The organism is Thiobacillus sp. (genome assembly GCA_024235835.1).
In the GTDB taxonomy this organism is placed as follows: Bacteria; Pseudomonadota; Gammaproteobacteria; order Burkholderiales; family Thiobacillaceae; genus PFJX01.
In genome coordinates, this window is sequence record JACKLQ010000002.1 from 306,224 (window position 1) to 323,749 (window position 17,526).

A 17,526-nucleotide genomic window follows, 5' to 3' on the forward strand; every position below is an offset into this window, starting at 1 on the left:
TAGCCGCCATGTCCGACCCCACCGCCAACGATGACCAGCCCGAAGTCCGCGTCATGGTGGTGGACGGGGACGTGGAGCGCAGCCGCAACCTGCGGGGCGCCCTCACCCTGGCGGGCTACCACGTGGTGGCAGAGCTGAAGGAGTCCCTGGCCCTGCCCGACGCGGTGCAGGGTTTGAAGCCCCACATCGTCATCGTCGCCGCCGACTCCCCGGACCGGGACACCCTGGAACACATCAGCGTCACCACCCGCAACGCCCCCCGGCCCGTGGTCATGTTCACCCAGGACGGGGACAGCGAGAGCATCCGCGCGGCGGTGAAGGCGGGCGTCTCCGCCTACGTGGTGGACGGCCTGGCGCCGGACCGCATCCGTTCCATCCTGGACGTGGCCTGCGCCCGTTTCGAGGCCCACCAGGAACTGGCCAGCCGCCTGGCGGACATGGAACGCCAGCTGGCGGAACGCAAGAACGTGGAAAAGGCCAAGGGCCTGCTCATGAAGCGCCGGGGCATGAGCGAGGACGCAGCCTTCAAGGAAATGCGCAACCTGGCCATGCAGACGGGCAAGACCCTGGGCGAGGTCGCGGAGACGCTCATCGCCGCCTCCCACCTGCTCTGACCAGCCGGCAGCCCCGGACTTCCCGGGGCAGAAGCCAAGCCCGTAAGAGTGGTATCGACAGAATTCAAACCCGGGCCTCGCGTGAATGTCGCCCTCAAGGTTCCGTAATATTCCGCATGCCGGGAACGCCTGGGATTTTGTTGTATCCATTACCCTGGCGAACCCGTCACACATCCATAGGAGACCGGCTTATCACTTCCCCACGCTTACATTTCTCGCGCGTCTGCCTGCTCACCCTGTCCCTGCTGGCCACCCCGGCCCTGGGCGCCGGGTCGGAGCCCCCCGGCAGTTTCCAGACCTGGCTCGAAGGCGTGCGCCAGGAGGCCCGGTCCCGAGGCGTGGACCAGGCCATCCTGGACACGGCCCTGGGTGGCCTGGAACCCATCCCCCGGGTGCTGGAACTGGACCAGCGCCAGCCGGAGTTCACCGACACCTTCCTGAACTACCTGGACCGCAGAGTCACCGACGCGCGGGTGGAGGAAGGGCGCAAGCTGCTGCGCAAGCACGGCAGGCTGCTGAAGCGGGCCTCGCGGCAGTACGGCATCCCCGCCAACGTGCTGGTGGCCTTCTGGGGCCTGGAGACCCACTACGGCAAATTCCTGGGGCCCTATCCGGTACCGGCGGCCCTGGCCACCCTGGCCTACGACAATCGCCGTGCCGATTTCTTCCGCCGCCAGCTGCTGGATGCCCTGGACATCCTCCAGGCTGGCAACGTGGCGCCAGAGGCCATGGTGGGTTCCTGGGCTGGCGCCATGGGCCACGTGCAGTTCATGCCCTCCACCTATCGGGCCTACGCCGTGGACGGGGATGGGGACGGCCGCAAGGACCTCTGGGGTTCCCTGCCCGACGCCTTCTCCTCCGCCGCCAACTACCTGAACGAACTGGGCTGGCGCGGCGGCGAGATCTGGGGCCGGGAGGTAAAGCTGCCACGGGACTTCGACTGGAGCCTGACAGGTCCGGACGTCAAGAAGAACGTGGCCGCCTGGCGAGCCCTGGGCGTCACCCAGGCGGACGGCAGGCGCCTGCCGAAGCTGGGCAACATCACCGGCACCATCTTGCTGCCCCAGGGCCACGCCGGCCCCGCCTTCCTGGTATACCGGAACTTCGACGCCATCCTGACCTGGAACCGCTCCATCAATTACGCCCTGGCCGTAGGCTATCTGTCGGATCGCCTCCTGGGCCTGCCGGCGTTGCGGAACGGCCGCGATGCCGACAACCGTCCCATTCCCAGGGAAGAGGCCCAGGCCATGCAGGAACAGTTGATCCAGCTGGGACTCTATACGGGCCAGGCGGATGGGGTGCTGGGGTCCAGGACCAAGGCCGCGATCCGTGGCTATCAACGCCAGGCCGGCCTTCCCGTGGACGGGCATCCTTCCCTGGGCCTGCTGGAACACCTGCGCCATACCCTGGCGGCGGCGGACACGGGCAAGACCGCTTCCAGCCCCTAGTCCGGAGGAGGTGAATCCTCCGGACTAGGGGCTACTGGCAGACCTGCTGCAGGTTGAAGGAGAGCAGGTCCGTCTTGTTGATGCCCTCCATACCCAGGTCCACCAGGTTATGCAGCAGCTTGATGGTGGGGGGAGTCACCCCCAGGACCTCGGTGGGGCATTTGAAGGAGACCACCACCAGGGGCTTTTCCCCCGTAGGATAGACTTTCTTGATGCTGGGCAGGATGCTCTGGCCGCTGCCCGGGAGGATAGGAATGGCCTGGCTCAGGGCGCCGAACAGGCTACCCGGCTCGGTGTCCTTCACCTCAGGCACAACCTGGATGGGCGCGAACACCTGGGCCGGTGCAATGGCAGGCTTGGCCAGGTAGGGATTGTCACCTCCTGGAACGTAGCTGCGGGCCTGGTAAGGCGCGTAGGAGATGAGCGCCACCATGGCGGGCATTGCTGCACGCGCCTGGGACACCCTTGCGGGCGGCGGGGATTCGGGTGCTGCGGGCAAGTCCCGCAGGCTGACGCTCAGGGCCAGGGCCAGCCCCTGGGGGGCCACGCTGGCGGGCACCGGTGCCCGGGCCGGCACGGCGAAACGCTTTGCCACCTTGGCGCTACGCGGCTTCGGCTTGGCCGAGACGATGGCAGCCTGGGCCTGCACACAACCAAGGTAGGCGATGAGCAGACCGCCAAGCAGGATAGATATCAGTTTCATGGGCGCTGGAATAGAACGGAGAGGATGGTGCCGTGGGCCACGATAACCAATTGTCCGGGTCTGCCCCAGGGGTTTTCCCCGCCGGACAATAAATCCCTGGCGCCGGAGTGGCGGGCATGCCTCTCCGGCCCCGGGCAAACAGGCACGAAATGAACCTACCCGGACCCGAGACTCACTCAACCATGAAGGAAATCCATGACCCCCACGAAAATCGCCCGTATCCAATCGTCCTGAGCCAAGGTGGCTCCCATTCGGGAAATCGCCGCCGAGCTTTTCTACAACAAGCTGTTCGAGCTGGATCCGGAGGTGAAACCCCTGTTCAAGGGCGACATGAAGGAACAGGGCCGCAAGCTCATGATGTCGCTCAACATGGTGGTGAACGGCATCCGGGAGATGGGAAGGCGCCATGCGGGCTACGCCGAGGAACCCAGACACCACGACACCGTGGGCGCCGCCATCCTGTGGACCCTGGAGCAGGGCCTGGGTTCCGATTTCACGCCTGATGCCAGGGCGGCCTGGACCGAGGCCTACACGACCCTGGCCACGGTGATGTAGGAAGCTGGCTAGGGCTTTTTTTGCTGAGCATCCCAAGTCCCTCACAAATGAAGTGCATGTCCCACATGCACCGCACCACGACCGGGCATGTTACCTGAGCCGCACCCGGGCCATTTCGGGCAAACACCGAGAAATCAAGGGTTCCAGCTCATCAATTAGCCTTGGCACACCTCATGCTTAGAAGGTAACTGAAACGATCAATGATCGGGCCATCGCCATGCGGCGCCAAGGTTGGTGCTTTCGGACAACGGCGTCCCTCCGTGCGTTAACGCGCATCGGTCGGACGCTTTTTTTTGACTGTGCTCCGGACGGATTTGTAACGAGTAGCTCAACTTCAGGAGAAGCGAAATGAAACGTAGACAAGTATTGAAGACCGCCCTGCTGACCCCCCTGGCCCTGGCACTGGCCCTGGCCGGCGGCATCAATGCGGCCCACGCGGCGGTGGGCGCCGCCGAGAAGCCCGATCTGAAGTTCGGCTTCATCAAGCTCACCGACATGGCCCCCCTGGCCATCGCCTACGAAAAGCGCTTCTTCGAGGACGAGGGCCTGTACGTCACCCTGGAGGCCCAGGCCAACTGGAAGGTGCTGCTGGACCGGGTCATCACCGGCGAACTGGACGGCGCCCACATGCTGGCGGGCCAGCCCCTGGGGGCCACCATCGGCTTCGGTACCAAGGCGGACATCATCACCGCCTTCTCCATGGACCTGAACGGCAACGGCATCACCGTCTCCAAGCCGGTGTGGGCAGAGATGAAGAAGCACATACCCAAGGGCGCGGATGGCAAGCCCGTCCACCCCATCAAGGCGGACGCCCTGAAGCCGGTGGTGGAGGCCTACAGGAAGCAGGGCAAGCGCTTCAACATGGGCATGGTGTTCCCCGTTTCCACCCACAACTACGAGCTGCGCTACTGGCTGGCCGCCGGCGGTATCCACCCGGGCTACTACGCGCCGGACAAGGGCGATACCAGCGGCCAGATCAAGGCCGACGCCTTCCTTTCCGTGACCCCGCCGCCCCAGATGCCCGCCACCCTGGAGGCCGGCACCATCAACGGCTACTGCGTGGGCGAGCCCTGGAACCAGCAGGCCGTTTTCAAGGGCATCGGCGTGCCGGTGATCACCGACTACGAAATCTGGAAGAACAACCCGGAGAAGGTCTTCGGCGTGAGCAGGACCTGGGCGGAGAAGTACCCCAACACCCACATCCGCACGGTGAAGGCCATGATCCGCGCCGCCAAGTGGCTGGATGAGAACAACAACGCCAACCGCGCCGCGGCATCGCGGATCCTTTCCAAGCCCAACTACGTGGGCGCCGACGTGGACGTCATCGACAACTCCATGACCGGGACCTTCGAGTACGAGAAGGGCGACAAGCGCCCGGTGCCGGACTTCAACGTGTTCTTCCGCTACAACGCCACCTATCCCTACTACTCGGACGCCGTCTGGTACCTGACCCAGATGCGCCGCTGGGGCCAGATCGCCGATTACAAGCCCGACAGCTGGTACATGGATGTCGCCAGGAAGGTCTATCGCCCCGACATCTACGCCACGGCGGCCAAGGAACTCATCGCCGAAGGCAAGATGAAGGCCAGCGATTTCCCCGACTTCACCAGGGAAAGCGGCTTCAAGCCGCCCCAGAAGGAGTTCATCGACGGCATCACCTATGACGGCAAGAAACCCAACGCCTATCTGAACCAATTCAGGATCGGCCTGAAGGGCAAGGCCAAGCCGTAACTGAATACCGTCATTCCCGCGCAGGCGGGAATCCAGAAGCAACCTGGGCTCCCGCCTGCGCGGGAGCGGCGGATCAAAAACAGTCGTAAAGGAAGCACCATGATCGCCACCCTGACCAGCATCCGCCAGAACCCCGCGAGCCTGATTCCCAGCGCGGCCCAGGCCAGACAGTTCGCCATGGGCCTCACGCTGCCCCTCATCGGCATCGTCATGTTCCTGTTCATCTGGCACAACGTCGCCCAGCTCATCGACACCTCCCTGGGCAAGTTCCCCGGCCCCACCCAGGTGTGGGAGCAGACCACCAACCTGGTGGCCGAACACAACGAGGAACGCCAGCGGGCGGAAGAGTTCTACGAACGCCAGGAGGTACGCAATGCCGAGACCCTGGCGGCCGACCCCGACGCGGAAGTCACCATCCGGCCCTATACCGGCAAGCGCACCTTCCTGGACCAGATCTTCACCAGCCTATACACGGTGATGGCGGGCTTCATCCTGGCCTCCATGATCGCCATTCCCCTGGGCATCCTCATCGGCCTGAACGAGGCGGTCTATGCCGCCTTCAACCCCCTCATCCAACTGTTCAAGCCCGTGTCGCCCCTGGCCTGGTTGCCCCTGGTGACCATGGTGGTGAGCGCGGTGTACGTCACCAACGACCCCATGTTCTCCAAGTCCTTCCTCAACTCCATGTTCACGGTGCTGTTGTGCTGCCTGTGGCCCACGGTGGTGAACACGGCGGTGGGCGTGGCCAACGTGAGCAAGGACCTGCTCAACGTGAGCAAGGTGCTGAGCCTGCCCCCCCTCACCCATACGTTCAAGATCGTCGTGCCCTCCGCCCTGCCCCTGATGTTCACCGGCCTGCGCCTGTCCCTGGGCATCGCCTGGATGGTGCTCATCGCCGCCGAGATGCTGGCCCAGAACCCGGGCCTGGGGAAATTCGTCTGGGACGAGTTCCAGAACGGCAGCTCCAATTCCCTCTCCCGCATCATGGTGGCCGTGCTGGTGATCGGCTTCATCGGCTTCCTGCTGGACCGCTCCATGCTGCTGCTGCAGCGCACGGTGAGCTGGGACAAGAACGCGGTACTGCGGTGACCACGCAATCGATATCCAGGAGTACACACCATGCATAGCTATCTGAACCTGAGCGAAGTCTGCATCGACTTCCCCACCCCCAAGGGCCCCTTCCGCGCCCTGGACAAGGTGAACCTGAACATCGCCAAGGGCGAGTTCGTCAGCCTCATCGGCCACTCCGGCTGCGGCAAGTCCACGGTGCTGAACATCGTCGCCGGCCTCTACCAGGCCACCGAGGGCGGCGTGCTGCTGGAGGACAAGGAAGTGAACGCCCCGGGCCCCGAGCGGGCGGTGGTGTTCCAGAACCATTCACTGCTGCCCTGGCTCAGCGCCTACGAGAACGTGGAACTGGCCGTAAAGCAGGTGTTCAAGGGCACCAAGTCCAAGGCCGAGATGCGGGACTGGATCGTGCACAACCTGGAACTGGTGCACATGGGCCACGCCATGGACAAGCGCCCGGAGGAGATCTCCGGCGGCATGAAGCAGCGGGTGGGCATCGCCCGGGCCCTGGCCATGGAACCCAAGGTGCTGCTCATGGACGAGCCCTTCGGCGCCCTGGACGCCCTGACCCGGGCCCACCTGCAGGATTCGGTGATGGAGATCCACGCCGACCTGGGCAACACGGTGATCATGATCACCCACGACGTGGACGAGGCGGTGCTGCTGTCGGACCGCATCGTCATGATGACCAACGGCCCCGCCGCCACCATCGGCGAGATCCTGGAGATCGACCTGCCCCGGCCCCGCAACCGGGTGGAACTGGCCGGCGATGCACGCTACAACCACTTCCGCCATGAAGTGCTAGCCTTCCTCTACGAGCGGCAACGCAAGGTGGAGGACTTCAGCGCGGCAAAAAAGTCGCGTGATCGGGTAGCCGGGAAACCGGAGGCCCGGTCAGCCAGGGTGGGTTGAATCCAGGACAGGATGGTGCATGCAAGGGGACAGAGGGGAGTCATGAATACAGCAGAGAAACCGAAGGCCCGGTCCAGGGGGCATGTCATCCACGTGGGCTTCATCCCCCTGACCGATTGCGCTCCCCTGGTGGTGGCGGCGGCCAAGGGCTTCGACCGCAAACACGGCATCAAACTGGTGCTGTCACGGGAATCCTCCTGGGCGGCGGTGCGGGACAAGCTCCTCACCGGCGCGCTGGATGCGGCCCACGCCCTCTACGGCCTGGTGTACGGCGTGCAGATGGGCATCGGCGGCCCGCGCCAGGACATGAACGTGCTCATGACCCTGAACCGCAACGGCCAGGCCATCACCCTGGCCAACCGCCTGCATGACCTGGGCGTCCGCAGCGGTGCCGACCTGGCCCGTCACATTGCCGAAAGCAACCGCCGCCACACCTTCGCCCAGACCTTTCCCACGGGCACCCATGCCATGTGGCTGTATTACTGGCTGGCCAGCCATGGCGTGCATCCCTTCCGGGACATCAACAACGTGGTGGTGCCGCCCCCCCAGATGGCGGGCCACCTGGCGGTGGGCAACCTGGACGGCTTCTGCGCCGGCGAGCCCTGGAACGCACTGGCCATCAAGGAACGGGTGGGATTCACCGTGGCCACCAGCCAGGACATCTGGCCGGACCACCCGGAAAAGGTGCTGGCCTGCGGCCGGAGCTTCACGGAATCCCGGCCCGACCAGGCCCGGGCCCTGGTGATGGCCGTGCTGGAGGCCGCCCGTTACCTGGACACGCCCCAGGGCCGCGGCGAGGCGGCCCAACTCCTGGCGGGGCCGGATTTCATCAACGTGCCCGTGGACCTCATCGAGGGCCGCCTGCACGGACAATACCAGGACGGCCTGGGCCGCGCCTGGCAGGACAACCACGCCATGCGCTTCTTCGACGACGGCCAGGTCAACTTCCCCTGGCTGTCCGACGGCATGTGGTTCCTCACCCAGCACTACCGCTGGGGCATGCTGAGCGGACATCCCGACTACCAGGCCGTTGCCCGCCAGGTGAACCGCGTCGACCTCTACAGGGAAGCCGCCGCCCAGGTAAGCGTAGCCGTGCCGACGTCGGACATGCGCGGCGCCCTGCTCATGGATGGCCGGATGTGGGACGGCAGCGACGCGGCCGCCTACGCAGAGGGCTTCGAACTCCACGGTAACGGCTACCTGGAAGCCGCCTGAAACACGCGCCACCTGGGCCGGGGTCGACGCGCGCTCCGGGGCCCGGGTCGGCCCTAAGCCACCCAGGCGAGTGGCACTGGCGGGGCCCCGGAGCGCACCAAAAGGGGGCCGAGTCCAATCAAATCGTTTAGCTTTTTCATCCCCCCCTTTGCGTATAAAATGCGCAGCCTTCCCCGGTACCCCCCAGCCCTTCCCCCCATGCAGATCGGCCCCCACACGCTCAAGAACAACCTGATCGTCGCCCCCATGGCGGGCGTGACCGATCGGCCGTTCCGCCAGTTGTGCAAAAAGATGGGCGCGGGCATGGCGGTGAGCGAGATGGTCACCTCCAACTCCCTGCTCTACGGCTCCGCCAAGACCCGGCGCCGGGCCAACCACGAGGGCGAGGTGGAGCCTGTCTCCGTGCAGATCGCCGGCAGCGTGCCCGGGATGATGGCCGAGGCGGCCCGCTACAACGCCGACAGCGGCGCCCAGATCATCGACATCAACATGGGGTGCCCCGCCAAGAAAGTGTGCAACGTCATGGCCGGCTCCGCCCTGCTGCAGGACGAGCCCCTGGTGGGCCGCATCCTGGAGGCGGTGGTGAACGCGGTGCCTGGCACGCCCGTCACCCTGAAGATCCGCACCGGCTGGGACCGGGAGCACAAGAATGCCCTGAACATCCTGCGCATCGCCCAGGAGTCCGGCATCCAGGCCCTGGCCATCCACGGCCGTACCCGGGCCTGCGGCTACAGCGGCGACGCGGAGTACGACACCATCAAGGTGGTGAAGGCCGAGGCCCGCATTCCCGTCATCGCCAATGGCGACATCACCACGCCGGAGAAGGCCAGGCACGTGCTGGACTACACGCTTGCCGACGCCGTCATGATCGGCCGCGCCGCCCAGGGCCGGCCCTGGCTGTTCCGGGAGATCGGCCATTACCTGGCCACGGGTGAAAAGCTTCAGGCGCCCGAGGTGGCGGAGATCCACGAGGTGCTATTGGCCCACCTGGACGACCTGTACAGCTTCTACGGCCAGCCCGCGGGCCTGCGCATGGCGCGCAAGCACATCGCCTGGTACACCCGGGGACTGGCGGATTCCGCCCAGTTCCGCCATGCCATGAACCAGTTGGAAACCCCCGAGACGCAACTGGAAGCCGTGAACGATTTTTTCTGGCGCACGCGGGAACGCGGGAGCCGGCTGGTTTATCTGGACGCCCAAGCACATGCGATGGATTCGCAGCGCCAAGCGGCCTGAATACACGACAACAAGGAAGCAGGATGGAGCAACACATCGATGAAAGCGAACTGGCCGCATGCGTTCGCAGGGAGCTGGACCAGTATTTCAAGGATCTCGATGGAGAACATCCGTCCGGCATCTACGACATGGTGGTGAACTGCGTGGAGAAGCCCGTGCTGCAGATGATCCTGGACCGGGCAGGCAGCAACCAGAGCCGGGCCGCCGAATGGCTGGGCATCAACCGCAACACCCTGCGCAAGAAGATGCAGCAGCACGGCATCAAGTAAGGCGTGAAACGTGAAATGTGACTCGCCGCTTCGCGGCTCAGGTGAAACGCAGTCTTTCCCACATTTCACATTTCACATTTCACATTTCACGGACAAATCATGATCAAACGCGCCCTCCTCTCCGTATCCGACAAGACCGGCCTCATCGACTTCGCCCGCGCCATCTCCAGCCAGGGCGTGGAACTCCTCTCCACCGGCGGCACCGCCAAGGCCATCCGGGACGCCGGCCTGGCGGTGAAGGACGTGTCGGAATTCACCGGTTTCCCGGAGATGCTGGACGGGCGCGTCAAGACCCTGCACCCCAAGGTCCATGCCGGCATCCTGTCCGTGCGGGACAACCCGGCCCACGTGGCCACCATGAACGAGCACGGCCTGGGCTACATCGACCTGGTGTGCGTGAACCTCTACCCCTTCGTGCAGACCGTGTCCAAGCTCCACACCCTGGAAGACGCCATCGAGAACATCGACATCGGCGGCCCGGCCATGGTGCGCTCCTCCGCCAAGAACCATAAGCACGTGGCCATCGTCACCGACCCGGCCGACTACGCCGCCCTGGTCGAGGAGATGAAGGCCAACGGCGGCAGTCTCTCCGATGCCACCCGCTTCGACCTGGCGAAGAAGGCCTTCACCCACACCGCCCAGTACGACGGCCACATCAGCAACTACCTGACTTCCCTGAATGCCGACGGCGGCAAGGACCAGTTCGGCGAGAAGCTGACCCTGCAGTTCAGCCGGGCCCAGACCTGCCGCTACGGCGAGAACCCCCACCAGAACGGCGCCTTCTACGTGGAGGCCAATGCCCCGGCCGGCACCATCTCCACCGCCCGCCAGATCCAGGGCAAGGAACTGTCCTACAACAACATCGCCGATACCGACGCGGCCCTGGAGTGCGTGAAGCTGTTCGACGCCGCGCCGTCCTGCGTCATCGTCAAGCACGCCAACCCCTGCGGCGTGGCCTACGGCGCCAACCTGCTGGAGGCCTACAACCGGGCCTACCAGACCGATCCCGAATCCGCCTTCGGCGGCATCATCGCCTTCAACGGCCGCCTGGACGGCGAGACGGCGAAGACCATCGTCGAGCGCCAGTTCGTGGAGGTGATCATCGCCCCCGAGGTGAGCCCGGAGGCCAGCGAAGCCGTGGCCGCCAAGAAGAACGTGCGCCTGCTGGAATGCGGGAAATGGTGGCCCCCCATCGCTTCGCTCCCCCCCGAGGGGGTGCAATACCCGGCTTGGGGCGGCCCGGCGCCGGGTATGACCAGCGGCGTGGCCCAGATGGACATGAAGCGGGTGGCCGGCGGCCTGCTGGTGCAGGATGCGGACATCCTGCTGCACGGCGAGTTGAAAGTGGTCACCAGCCGCGCCCCCTCCGAGAAGGAAATGGAAGACCTGCTGTTCGCCTGGCGTGTGGCCAAGTTCGTGAAATCCAACGCCATCGTCTACGCCAAGGACAGGATGACCATCGGCGTGGGCGCAGGCCAGATGAGCCGGGTCAACTCCGCCCGCATCGCCGCCATCAAGGCCGAGCATGCCGGTCTGGTGGTGCCCGGTTCGGTGATGGCCTCCGACGCCTTCTTCCCCTTCCGCGACGGCCTGGACAACGCCGCTCAGGCGGGTATCACGGCGGTGATCCAGCCCGGCGGTTCCATGCGGGACGATGAGGTCATCGCCGCCGCCAACGAGCACGGCATCGCCATGGTCTTCACCGGCGTGCGGCATTTCCGGCACTAAACGTGAAAGGTGAAGCGTGAAGGGTGATAAGTCGCGGCATGCCCCACGTTTCACGTTTCACATTTCACATTTCACGGTGTTGTAATGAAACTACTCGTCATCGGTTCCGGCGGACGTGAACACGCCCTGGCCTGGCGCCTGGCCCAGTCCCCCCGCATCCACAAGGTGTACGTGGCCCCAGGCAATGGCGGCACCGCCATCGAGGAGGGTCTGGAAAACCTGGCCATCACCGACTTTCCCGGCCTCATCGATTTCGCCCGGAAGGAAGGTATCTCCTTCACCGTGGTGGGCCCCGAGGCCCCCCTGGCGGAGGGCGTGGTGGACGCCTTCAAGGCCGCCGGCCTGAGGATCTTCGGCCCGGTCCAGGCCGCCGCCCAGTTGGAGTCTTCCAAGGACTTCGCCAAGCAGTTCATGGCCCGCCACCACATCCCCACTGCCAGGTTCGGCACCTTCACCGACGCCGGCGCCGCCCATGCCTACATCGACGCCAACGGCGCTCCCATCGTGGTGAAGGCCGACGGCCTGGCGGCAGGCAAGGGCGTGGTGGTGGCCACCACCACCGAGGAAGCCCATGCCGCCGTGGAGGCCATGCTCTCAGGCAATAGCATGGGGGACGCGGGCCACCGGGTGGTGATCGAGGAATGCCTGGTGGGCGAGGAGGCCAGTTTCATCGTCATGGTGGACGGGGAAAACATCCTGCCCATGGCCACCAGCCAGGATCACAAGCGCCTGCTGGACGGCGACAAGGGCCCCAACACTGGCGGCATGGGGGCCTATTCCCCCGCCCCCGTCGTAACCCCGGAGATCCACGCCAGGGCCATGCGGGAGGTGATCCGCCCCGTGGTTCAGGGCATGAAGGCGGAAGGCACGCCCTATACCGGCTTCCTCTATGCCGGCCTGATGATCGCCCCGGATGGCGGCCTGGGCGTGCTGGAATTCAACTGTCGTTTCGGCGACCCGGAGACCCAGCCCATCATGCTGCGCCTCAAGTCCGACTTCTCCGCCCTCATCGAGGCCGCCATCGAAGGCAAACTGGACCAGGTGGAAGCGGAATGGGACCGCCGCTGCGCCCTTGGCGTGGTGCTGGCGGCCGCGGGCTACCCCGAGTCGCCCCGCAAGGGCGACGCCATCACGGGCCTCGGGGTGAGCGGCGAGGACTTCCATGTTTTCCACGCCGGCACCAAGGTGGATGGGGACCAGGTGGTCACTGCCGGCGGCCGGGTGCTGTGCGTCACCACCCTGGGGGACACGGTGAAGATCGCCCAGGCCCGGGCCTACGAAGTGGCGGAAGGCATCGAGTTCGCCGGCCGCCAGATGCGGACCGACATCGGCTGGCGCGCCATCAAGCGCAGGAACAAGAAATAGTCCCCCTCCCCCCTACCCGCCGCCTGCGCGCCTTCCTGGCGCGGGGCGGCATCATCGCCTACGCCACGGAATCCTGCTTCGGCCTGGGCTGCGATCCCCGCAACGCCAGGGCGGTTAGACGCCTGCTCTGGCTTAAGCGGCGTCCCCGTGCAAAGGGACTGATCCTCATCGGCAACGACTTCGCCCAATTCCGCCGCTTCCTGGCCCCCCTGCCGGAGTCCCTGGCGGACCGCCTGGGGGAATGGTGGCCAGGGCCCAACACCCTGATGTTGCCCGTCTCCCGCCGCTGCCCGCCCTGGCTGAAAGGCCACCACCGCACCCTGGCGGTGCGGGTGACGGCCCACCCGGACGCCGCCCGCCTCTGCCATGCCCTGGGCATGGCCCTGGTATCCACCAGCGCAAACCGTTCCAGGCAGAAACCACTGAAGACCTGGCGGGCCTGCCGCCTGGCCTTCGGTGACAAGGTCTGGGTTCTGCCGGGGCGCATCGGCAAGCGCAAGCGCCCCTCCACCATCCTGGATCCATACAGCGGGTGCGTGGCGCGCCCGTGAAGCCCGGTTAACGGGCAGGGCGTACACGATAAAATTGCGACACACATCGAGATCAAACATGGATACGAGCCGCGTCAAGGAATTCCTCCTGGGACTCCAGGAACTCATCGTGCAACGCCTGGAGCAGGTGGATGGCAAGCCCTTTCGCCAGGACGCGTGGACAAGGCCCGAGGGAGGAGGCGGCATCTCCCGGCTCATCGAGGAAGGCAATGTGCTGGAGCGGGGCGGCGTGAACTTCTCCCATGTCATGGGCGACAGGCTGCCACCTTCCGCCTCGGCCCACCGCCCGGAACTGGCCGGCCGACGCTGGGAGGCCATGGGCGTGTCCCTGGTCATGCACCCCCGCAACCCCTACGCTCCCACCTCCCACATGAACGTGCGCTTCTTCGTGGCGGAAAAGGACGGCGAGGCACCGGTGTGGTGGTTCGGCGGCGGCATGGACATGACTCCCTACTATGGCTTCGAGGAGGACGCGGCCCACTTCCACGCAGTGTGCCGCAAGTCCCTGGACCCCTTCGGCCAGGACTACTACCCCCGCTTCAAGAAATGGTGCGACGAGTACTTCTTCCTCAAGCACCGCAACGAGCCCCGGGGCATCGGCGGCATCTTTTTCGACGACCTCTCAGGTCAATCGCCGGGCAGCCCCAGGATTGACCTGGCCCCCACGGGGGGCGGCTCACGCAGGATGCCTGCGCCGGTGGCACAATCCGATACCGGCGATTTCGAGCACTGTTTCAACTTGCTCGAGAGCGTGGGCGACCACTACCTGCCGGCCTACGTGCCCATCGTGGAAGCCAGGGCGGACATGCCCTATGGCGAACGGGAGCGGGACTTCCAGCTCTACCGCCGGGGCCGGTACGTGGAATTCAACCTGGTCTACGACCGGGGCACCCTGTTCGGGCTCCAGTCCGGCGGCCGCACGGAATCCATCCTCATGTCCATGCCGCCCCTGGTGAAGTGGCGCTATGACTGGCACCCGGAAGCGGGCAGCGAGGAGGCCCGTCTTTACTCCGATTTTCTCAGGCCCCGCGACTGGCTGAACCTCGACACCCCCGCTGAATGAGCAGCGCCGACATCGTACAGCGCCGCCTGCGCCGCCTCTGGCTATGGCCGCTGATCCTCCTCCTGCTGCTGACGGGAGCGGTCATCGCCGCCTACGAGCTCATCGCCTCGCCCTTCCAGGCCATGATGCTGGCGGGCTATGGCAAGCGCCTGACATTCCGCATGGAGGACGGGGGCAGCGCCGATCCCGTGGCATCGCCCCAGGGACCCTATGACGTGCGCCTGGGCTATCCCTTCCTGCCCGACTACATCAAACGGCTCCAGGGGCAGGGCTTCGAGGTCACCCGCCAGGCCCGCGTCTCCCCCGACATGGCGCGCATCGGCGACTTCGGCCTGTTCATGCCCTACCGGGAAAAGTCCGTGGCCGGCCTGACCCTGCTGGACTGCGGCCAGCAGCCGCTGAAGACATTGCGTTTTCCCACCCATACCTACACCGATTTCAACGCCGTGCCGGCGGTCGTCGCCAACACCCTGCTGTTCATCGAGAACCGGGAATTGCTGGATCCCAACCACCCCCAGCGCAACCCTGCAGTGGAATGGGACCGCCTGGGGGCGGCGATACTGGAGAAATTCCTCCAGACCATCGACCCTTCCCGCAACGTGCCGGGGGGCTCCACCCTGGCCACCCAGATAGAGAAGTACCGCCACTCCCCCGACGGCCTCACCCTCACCGCCGGCGACAAGCTGCGCCAGATGACGTCCGCCTCCCTGCGGGCCTACCTGGAAGGGCAGGACACCCTGGCCACCCGGCGCCGCATCGTGCTGGATTACCTCAACACCGTGCCCCTGGCCGCGGCCCCGGGATTCGGCGAGGTCAACGGTATCGGCGATGCCCTGGTGGCCTGGTTCGGCCTGGACTTCGAGCAGGTCAACCGGATGCTGCGCAGCCCGGTGCCCACGCCGGAGGCCGCCCGGGCCTACAAGCACGTGCTGGGCCTGCTCATCTCCCAGCGCAAGCCGTCCTACTACCTGCTGGGAGGACGTGCCCAGCTTGACGCCCAGGCCGACGCCCACCTGCGCCTGCTGGCCCAGGCCAATGTCATCTCCCCTGCCTTCCGGGACGCGGCCCTGAAGGAACACATCGTTTTCAGTACCGGCTCGAAGAAGCGGGAAAACGGCAGCTTCGCCGACAGGAAGGCCGCCAATGCCCTGCGGGTGGAATTGATGGGCCGCCTGGGCGTTCCGCGGCTATATGAACTGGACCGCCTTGACCTGACCGCCCGGGCCACGCTGCACGGCCCCACCCAGTACGCCGTGTCCAACTTCCTGCAACGGCTTTCCGACCCCATCGTGGTGGATGCCGCCGGGCTTTACGGCCACTACCTGCTGGAACCGGACGACGATCTCACCAAGCCCATCTACAGCTTCACCCTGTACGAGAACACTGTGGACGGCGCCCTGCTGCGGGTACAGGCGGACAACCTGAACCAGCCCTTCGACATCAACAAGGGGGCCAAGCTGGACATGGGCTCCTCCTCCAAGTTGCGCACCCTCCTCACCTACCTGCAGGTGGTGGCGGAACTGCACCGCCAGTACGGCGCCATGGCCCGATCAGAACTTCTCAAGGTCAAGACCGCCGAGAAGGACCTGCTGCTGCAATGGGCCCTGGGCTTCCTGGTCAGTTCGAAGGACAAGAGCCTGGACGCCATGCTGCGGGCGGCCATGGGGCGCCAGTATTCCGCCAGTCCGGCGGAAAGCTTCTTCACCGGCGGTGGCGTGCATCGGTTCGCCAACTTCCACCGCGACGACGACCAGAAGGTGATGGACCTGTGGGAGGCCACACGCAACTCGGTGAACCTGCCCTTCATCCGTCTCATGCGGGATATCGTGCGGCACTTCATGTACAGGGATCCCAAGGGCGCCGCCCAGATACTGGCGAACACGGAAGACCCCCGCCGGGACGAATACCTGAAGCGTTTCGCTGACCAGGAGGGCAAGGCCTACCTGGCCCGCTTCAACAAGAAATACAAGGGACTCAAGCCCGAGGAGGCCACGGCCGCCCTGCTGAACCACCTGACCGCCAACCCCAAGCGACTGGCTGCCGTTTACCGCTACCTGGAGCCCCAGGCCGACATCGCCAGGTTCACCCTGTTTCTCAGGGACCGCCTGAGCAATCCCTCCGCCTACAACGAGGGAGATTTCAAATACCTGTACGAAACCTACGGCCCGGAGAAATTCAGCCTCTCGGACCGGGGCTACATCACCCAGGTACACCCCCTGGAGCTTTGGCTCGTGGCCTACCTGCGGGCCCACCCGGGCGCAGGGTGGGAGGACATCGTCAAGGCCAGCCGCAAGGAGCGGGTGGAAGTCTATGACTGGCTGATCAACACCAGCCACAAGAATGCCCAGGACATCCGCATCCTGTCCCTGCTGGAGATCGAGGCCTTCCAGGAGGTGCACAAGCGTTGGCGCCACCTGGGCTATCCCTTCGGCAGCCTGGTGCCTTCCTACGCCACGGCCATCGGTTCATCGGCGGACCGGCCGGCGGCCCTGGCCGAACTCATGGGCGTCATCGTCAACGATGGCGTGAAGTTGCCCCCCATCACCCTGACGGGGCTGGAGTTCGCCGCCGACACCCCCTACCACACCATCCTGAAGCGCCGCCGCCCCACGGCCGAGCGCATCTTCCCCCAGGAGATCGCCGTGGTGGTGAAGGAGGCCCTGGCCAACGTGGTGCAGGAAGGCACGGCCCGACGCCTGCGGGGCACCTTTCCACTGGGGGACGAAAAGTTTCTGGCCATTGGCGGCAAGACGGGCACCGGCGACCACCGCTTCGAGGTCTACGCCGCCAACGGCACGGTGCTGGAATCCAAGGTCATGAACCGTACCGCCACATTTGCCTTCTACCTGGGCAGCCGCTTTTTCGGCGTCATGACCGTGTTCGTGACCGGTGAGGCGGCGGGCGACTACCACTTCACCAGCGGCCTGGCGGTGCAGATCGTCAAGGACATGGAGCCCGCCCTGCGGCCCCTGGTCCTGGGCGGCGACAAGGCGGAACCCGACTGGGCGGACCTGGTGCAGGAGTTCGAGGCGGAGGCTGGGAGCGGCGACAAGCCACCGCTGGCTTCG

At 65.5% G+C, this 17,526-nt stretch carries 13 protein-coding genes and 2 pseudogenes; 14 read left to right on the forward strand and 1 reads right to left on the reverse strand.

The window, feature by feature from the left end; all coding sequences use genetic code 11:
* Window positions 1-8 precede the first annotated feature (8 nt).
* Both H6935_09665 and H6935_09670 read left to right on the forward strand, forming a co-directional pair.
* Window positions 9-614: an ANTAR domain-containing protein gene (locus H6935_09665; protein MCP5278614.1), complete on the forward strand. Its 606-nt coding sequence runs from the start codon at window positions 9-11 to the stop codon at window positions 612-614.
* 116 nt (window positions 615-730) lie between these two features.
* The gene (locus tag H6935_09670; GenBank protein MCP5278615.1) at window positions 731-2,062 is read left to right on the forward strand and encodes a lytic murein transglycosylase; all 1,332 of its coding nucleotides are present in this window, start codon (window positions 731-733) and stop codon (window positions 2,060-2,062) included.
* A 31-nt stretch (window positions 2,063-2,093) separates the two neighbouring features.
* On the opposite strand, the gene H6935_09675 is transcribed toward H6935_09670, so the two are convergent.
* Window positions 2,094-2,765 (reverse strand): hypothetical protein, encoded by a 672-nt coding sequence (locus H6935_09675; GenBank protein MCP5278616.1) that lies wholly within the window; start codon window positions 2,763-2,765, stop codon window positions 2,094-2,096.
* A 195-nt stretch (window positions 2,766-2,960) separates the two neighbouring features.
* Here H6935_09675 and H6935_09680 point away from each other — a divergent pair.
* The 12 genes and pseudogenes from H6935_09680 to H6935_09735 all read left to right on the forward strand — a co-directional run bounded on the left by H6935_09680 (window position 2,961) and on the right by H6935_09735 (window position 17,442).
* A pseudogene (locus H6935_09680) lies at window positions 2,961-3,320 on the forward strand (hemin receptor).
* Between the two features lie 348 nt (window positions 3,321-3,668).
* Window positions 3,669-5,051 (forward strand): ABC transporter substrate-binding protein, encoded by a 1,383-nt coding sequence (locus H6935_09685; GenBank protein ID MCP5278617.1) that lies wholly within the window; start codon window positions 3,669-3,671, stop codon window positions 5,049-5,051.
* Window positions 5,052-5,150: 99 nt separating this feature from the next.
* On the forward strand, window positions 5,151-6,140 hold the full coding sequence (locus H6935_09690; protein MCP5278618.1) for an ABC transporter permease: 990 nt from the start codon (window positions 5,151-5,153) through the stop codon (window positions 6,138-6,140).
* A gap of 30 nt (window positions 6,141-6,170) precedes the next feature.
* The gene (locus H6935_09695) at window positions 6,171-7,031 is read left to right on the forward strand and encodes an ABC transporter ATP-binding protein (protein MCP5278619.1); all 861 of its coding nucleotides are present in this window, start codon (window positions 6,171-6,173) and stop codon (window positions 7,029-7,031) included.
* A gap of 12 nt (window positions 7,032-7,043) precedes the next feature.
* On the forward strand, window positions 7,044-8,246 hold the full coding sequence (locus H6935_09700) for an ABC transporter substrate-binding protein (GenBank protein MCP5278620.1): 1,203 nt from the start codon (window positions 7,044-7,046) through the stop codon (window positions 8,244-8,246).
* Window positions 8,247-8,444: 198 nt separating this feature from the next.
* Window positions 8,445-9,482: a tRNA dihydrouridine synthase DusB gene (dusB, locus tag H6935_09705; GenBank protein ID MCP5278621.1), complete on the forward strand. Its 1,038-nt coding sequence runs from the start codon at window positions 8,445-8,447 to the stop codon at window positions 9,480-9,482.
* 23 nt (window positions 9,483-9,505) lie between these two features.
* Window positions 9,506-9,751, forward strand: coding sequence for a Fis family transcriptional regulator (locus tag H6935_09710; GenBank protein MCP5278622.1), 246 nt, complete (start codon window positions 9,506-9,508; stop codon window positions 9,749-9,751).
* A gap of 99 nt (window positions 9,752-9,850) precedes the next feature.
* A complete protein-coding gene (purH, locus tag H6935_09715) occupies window positions 9,851-11,479 on the forward strand; it encodes a bifunctional phosphoribosylaminoimidazolecarboxamide formyltransferase/IMP cyclohydrolase (GenBank protein MCP5278623.1) in 1,629 nt (542 codons plus the stop codon).
* Between the two features lie 84 nt (window positions 11,480-11,563).
* Window positions 11,564-12,844 carry a phosphoribosylamine--glycine ligase gene (gene purD / locus H6935_09720; protein MCP5278624.1) on the forward strand — a complete coding sequence of 427 codons (1,281 nt, stop codon included), beginning with the start codon at window positions 11,564-11,566 and terminating at the stop codon, window positions 12,842-12,844.
* Window positions 12,841-13,395: a Sua5/YciO/YrdC/YwlC family protein gene (locus H6935_09725; GenBank protein ID MCP5278625.1), complete on the forward strand. Its 555-nt coding sequence runs from the start codon at window positions 12,841-12,843 to the stop codon at window positions 13,393-13,395. Before purD ends, H6935_09725 begins: the two co-directional genes overlap by 4 nt.
* A 58-nt stretch (window positions 13,396-13,453) precedes the next feature.
* Complete coding sequence (hemF, locus tag H6935_09730; protein MCP5278626.1) at window positions 13,454-14,458, forward strand: oxygen-dependent coproporphyrinogen oxidase; 1,005 nt, start codon at window positions 13,454-13,456, stop codon at window positions 14,456-14,458.
* Window positions 14,455-17,442 (forward strand): annotated as a pseudogene (locus tag H6935_09735) (transglycosylase domain-containing protein). Before hemF ends, H6935_09735 begins: the two are co-directional and overlap by 4 nt.
* Window positions 17,443-17,526 lie beyond the last annotated feature (84 nt).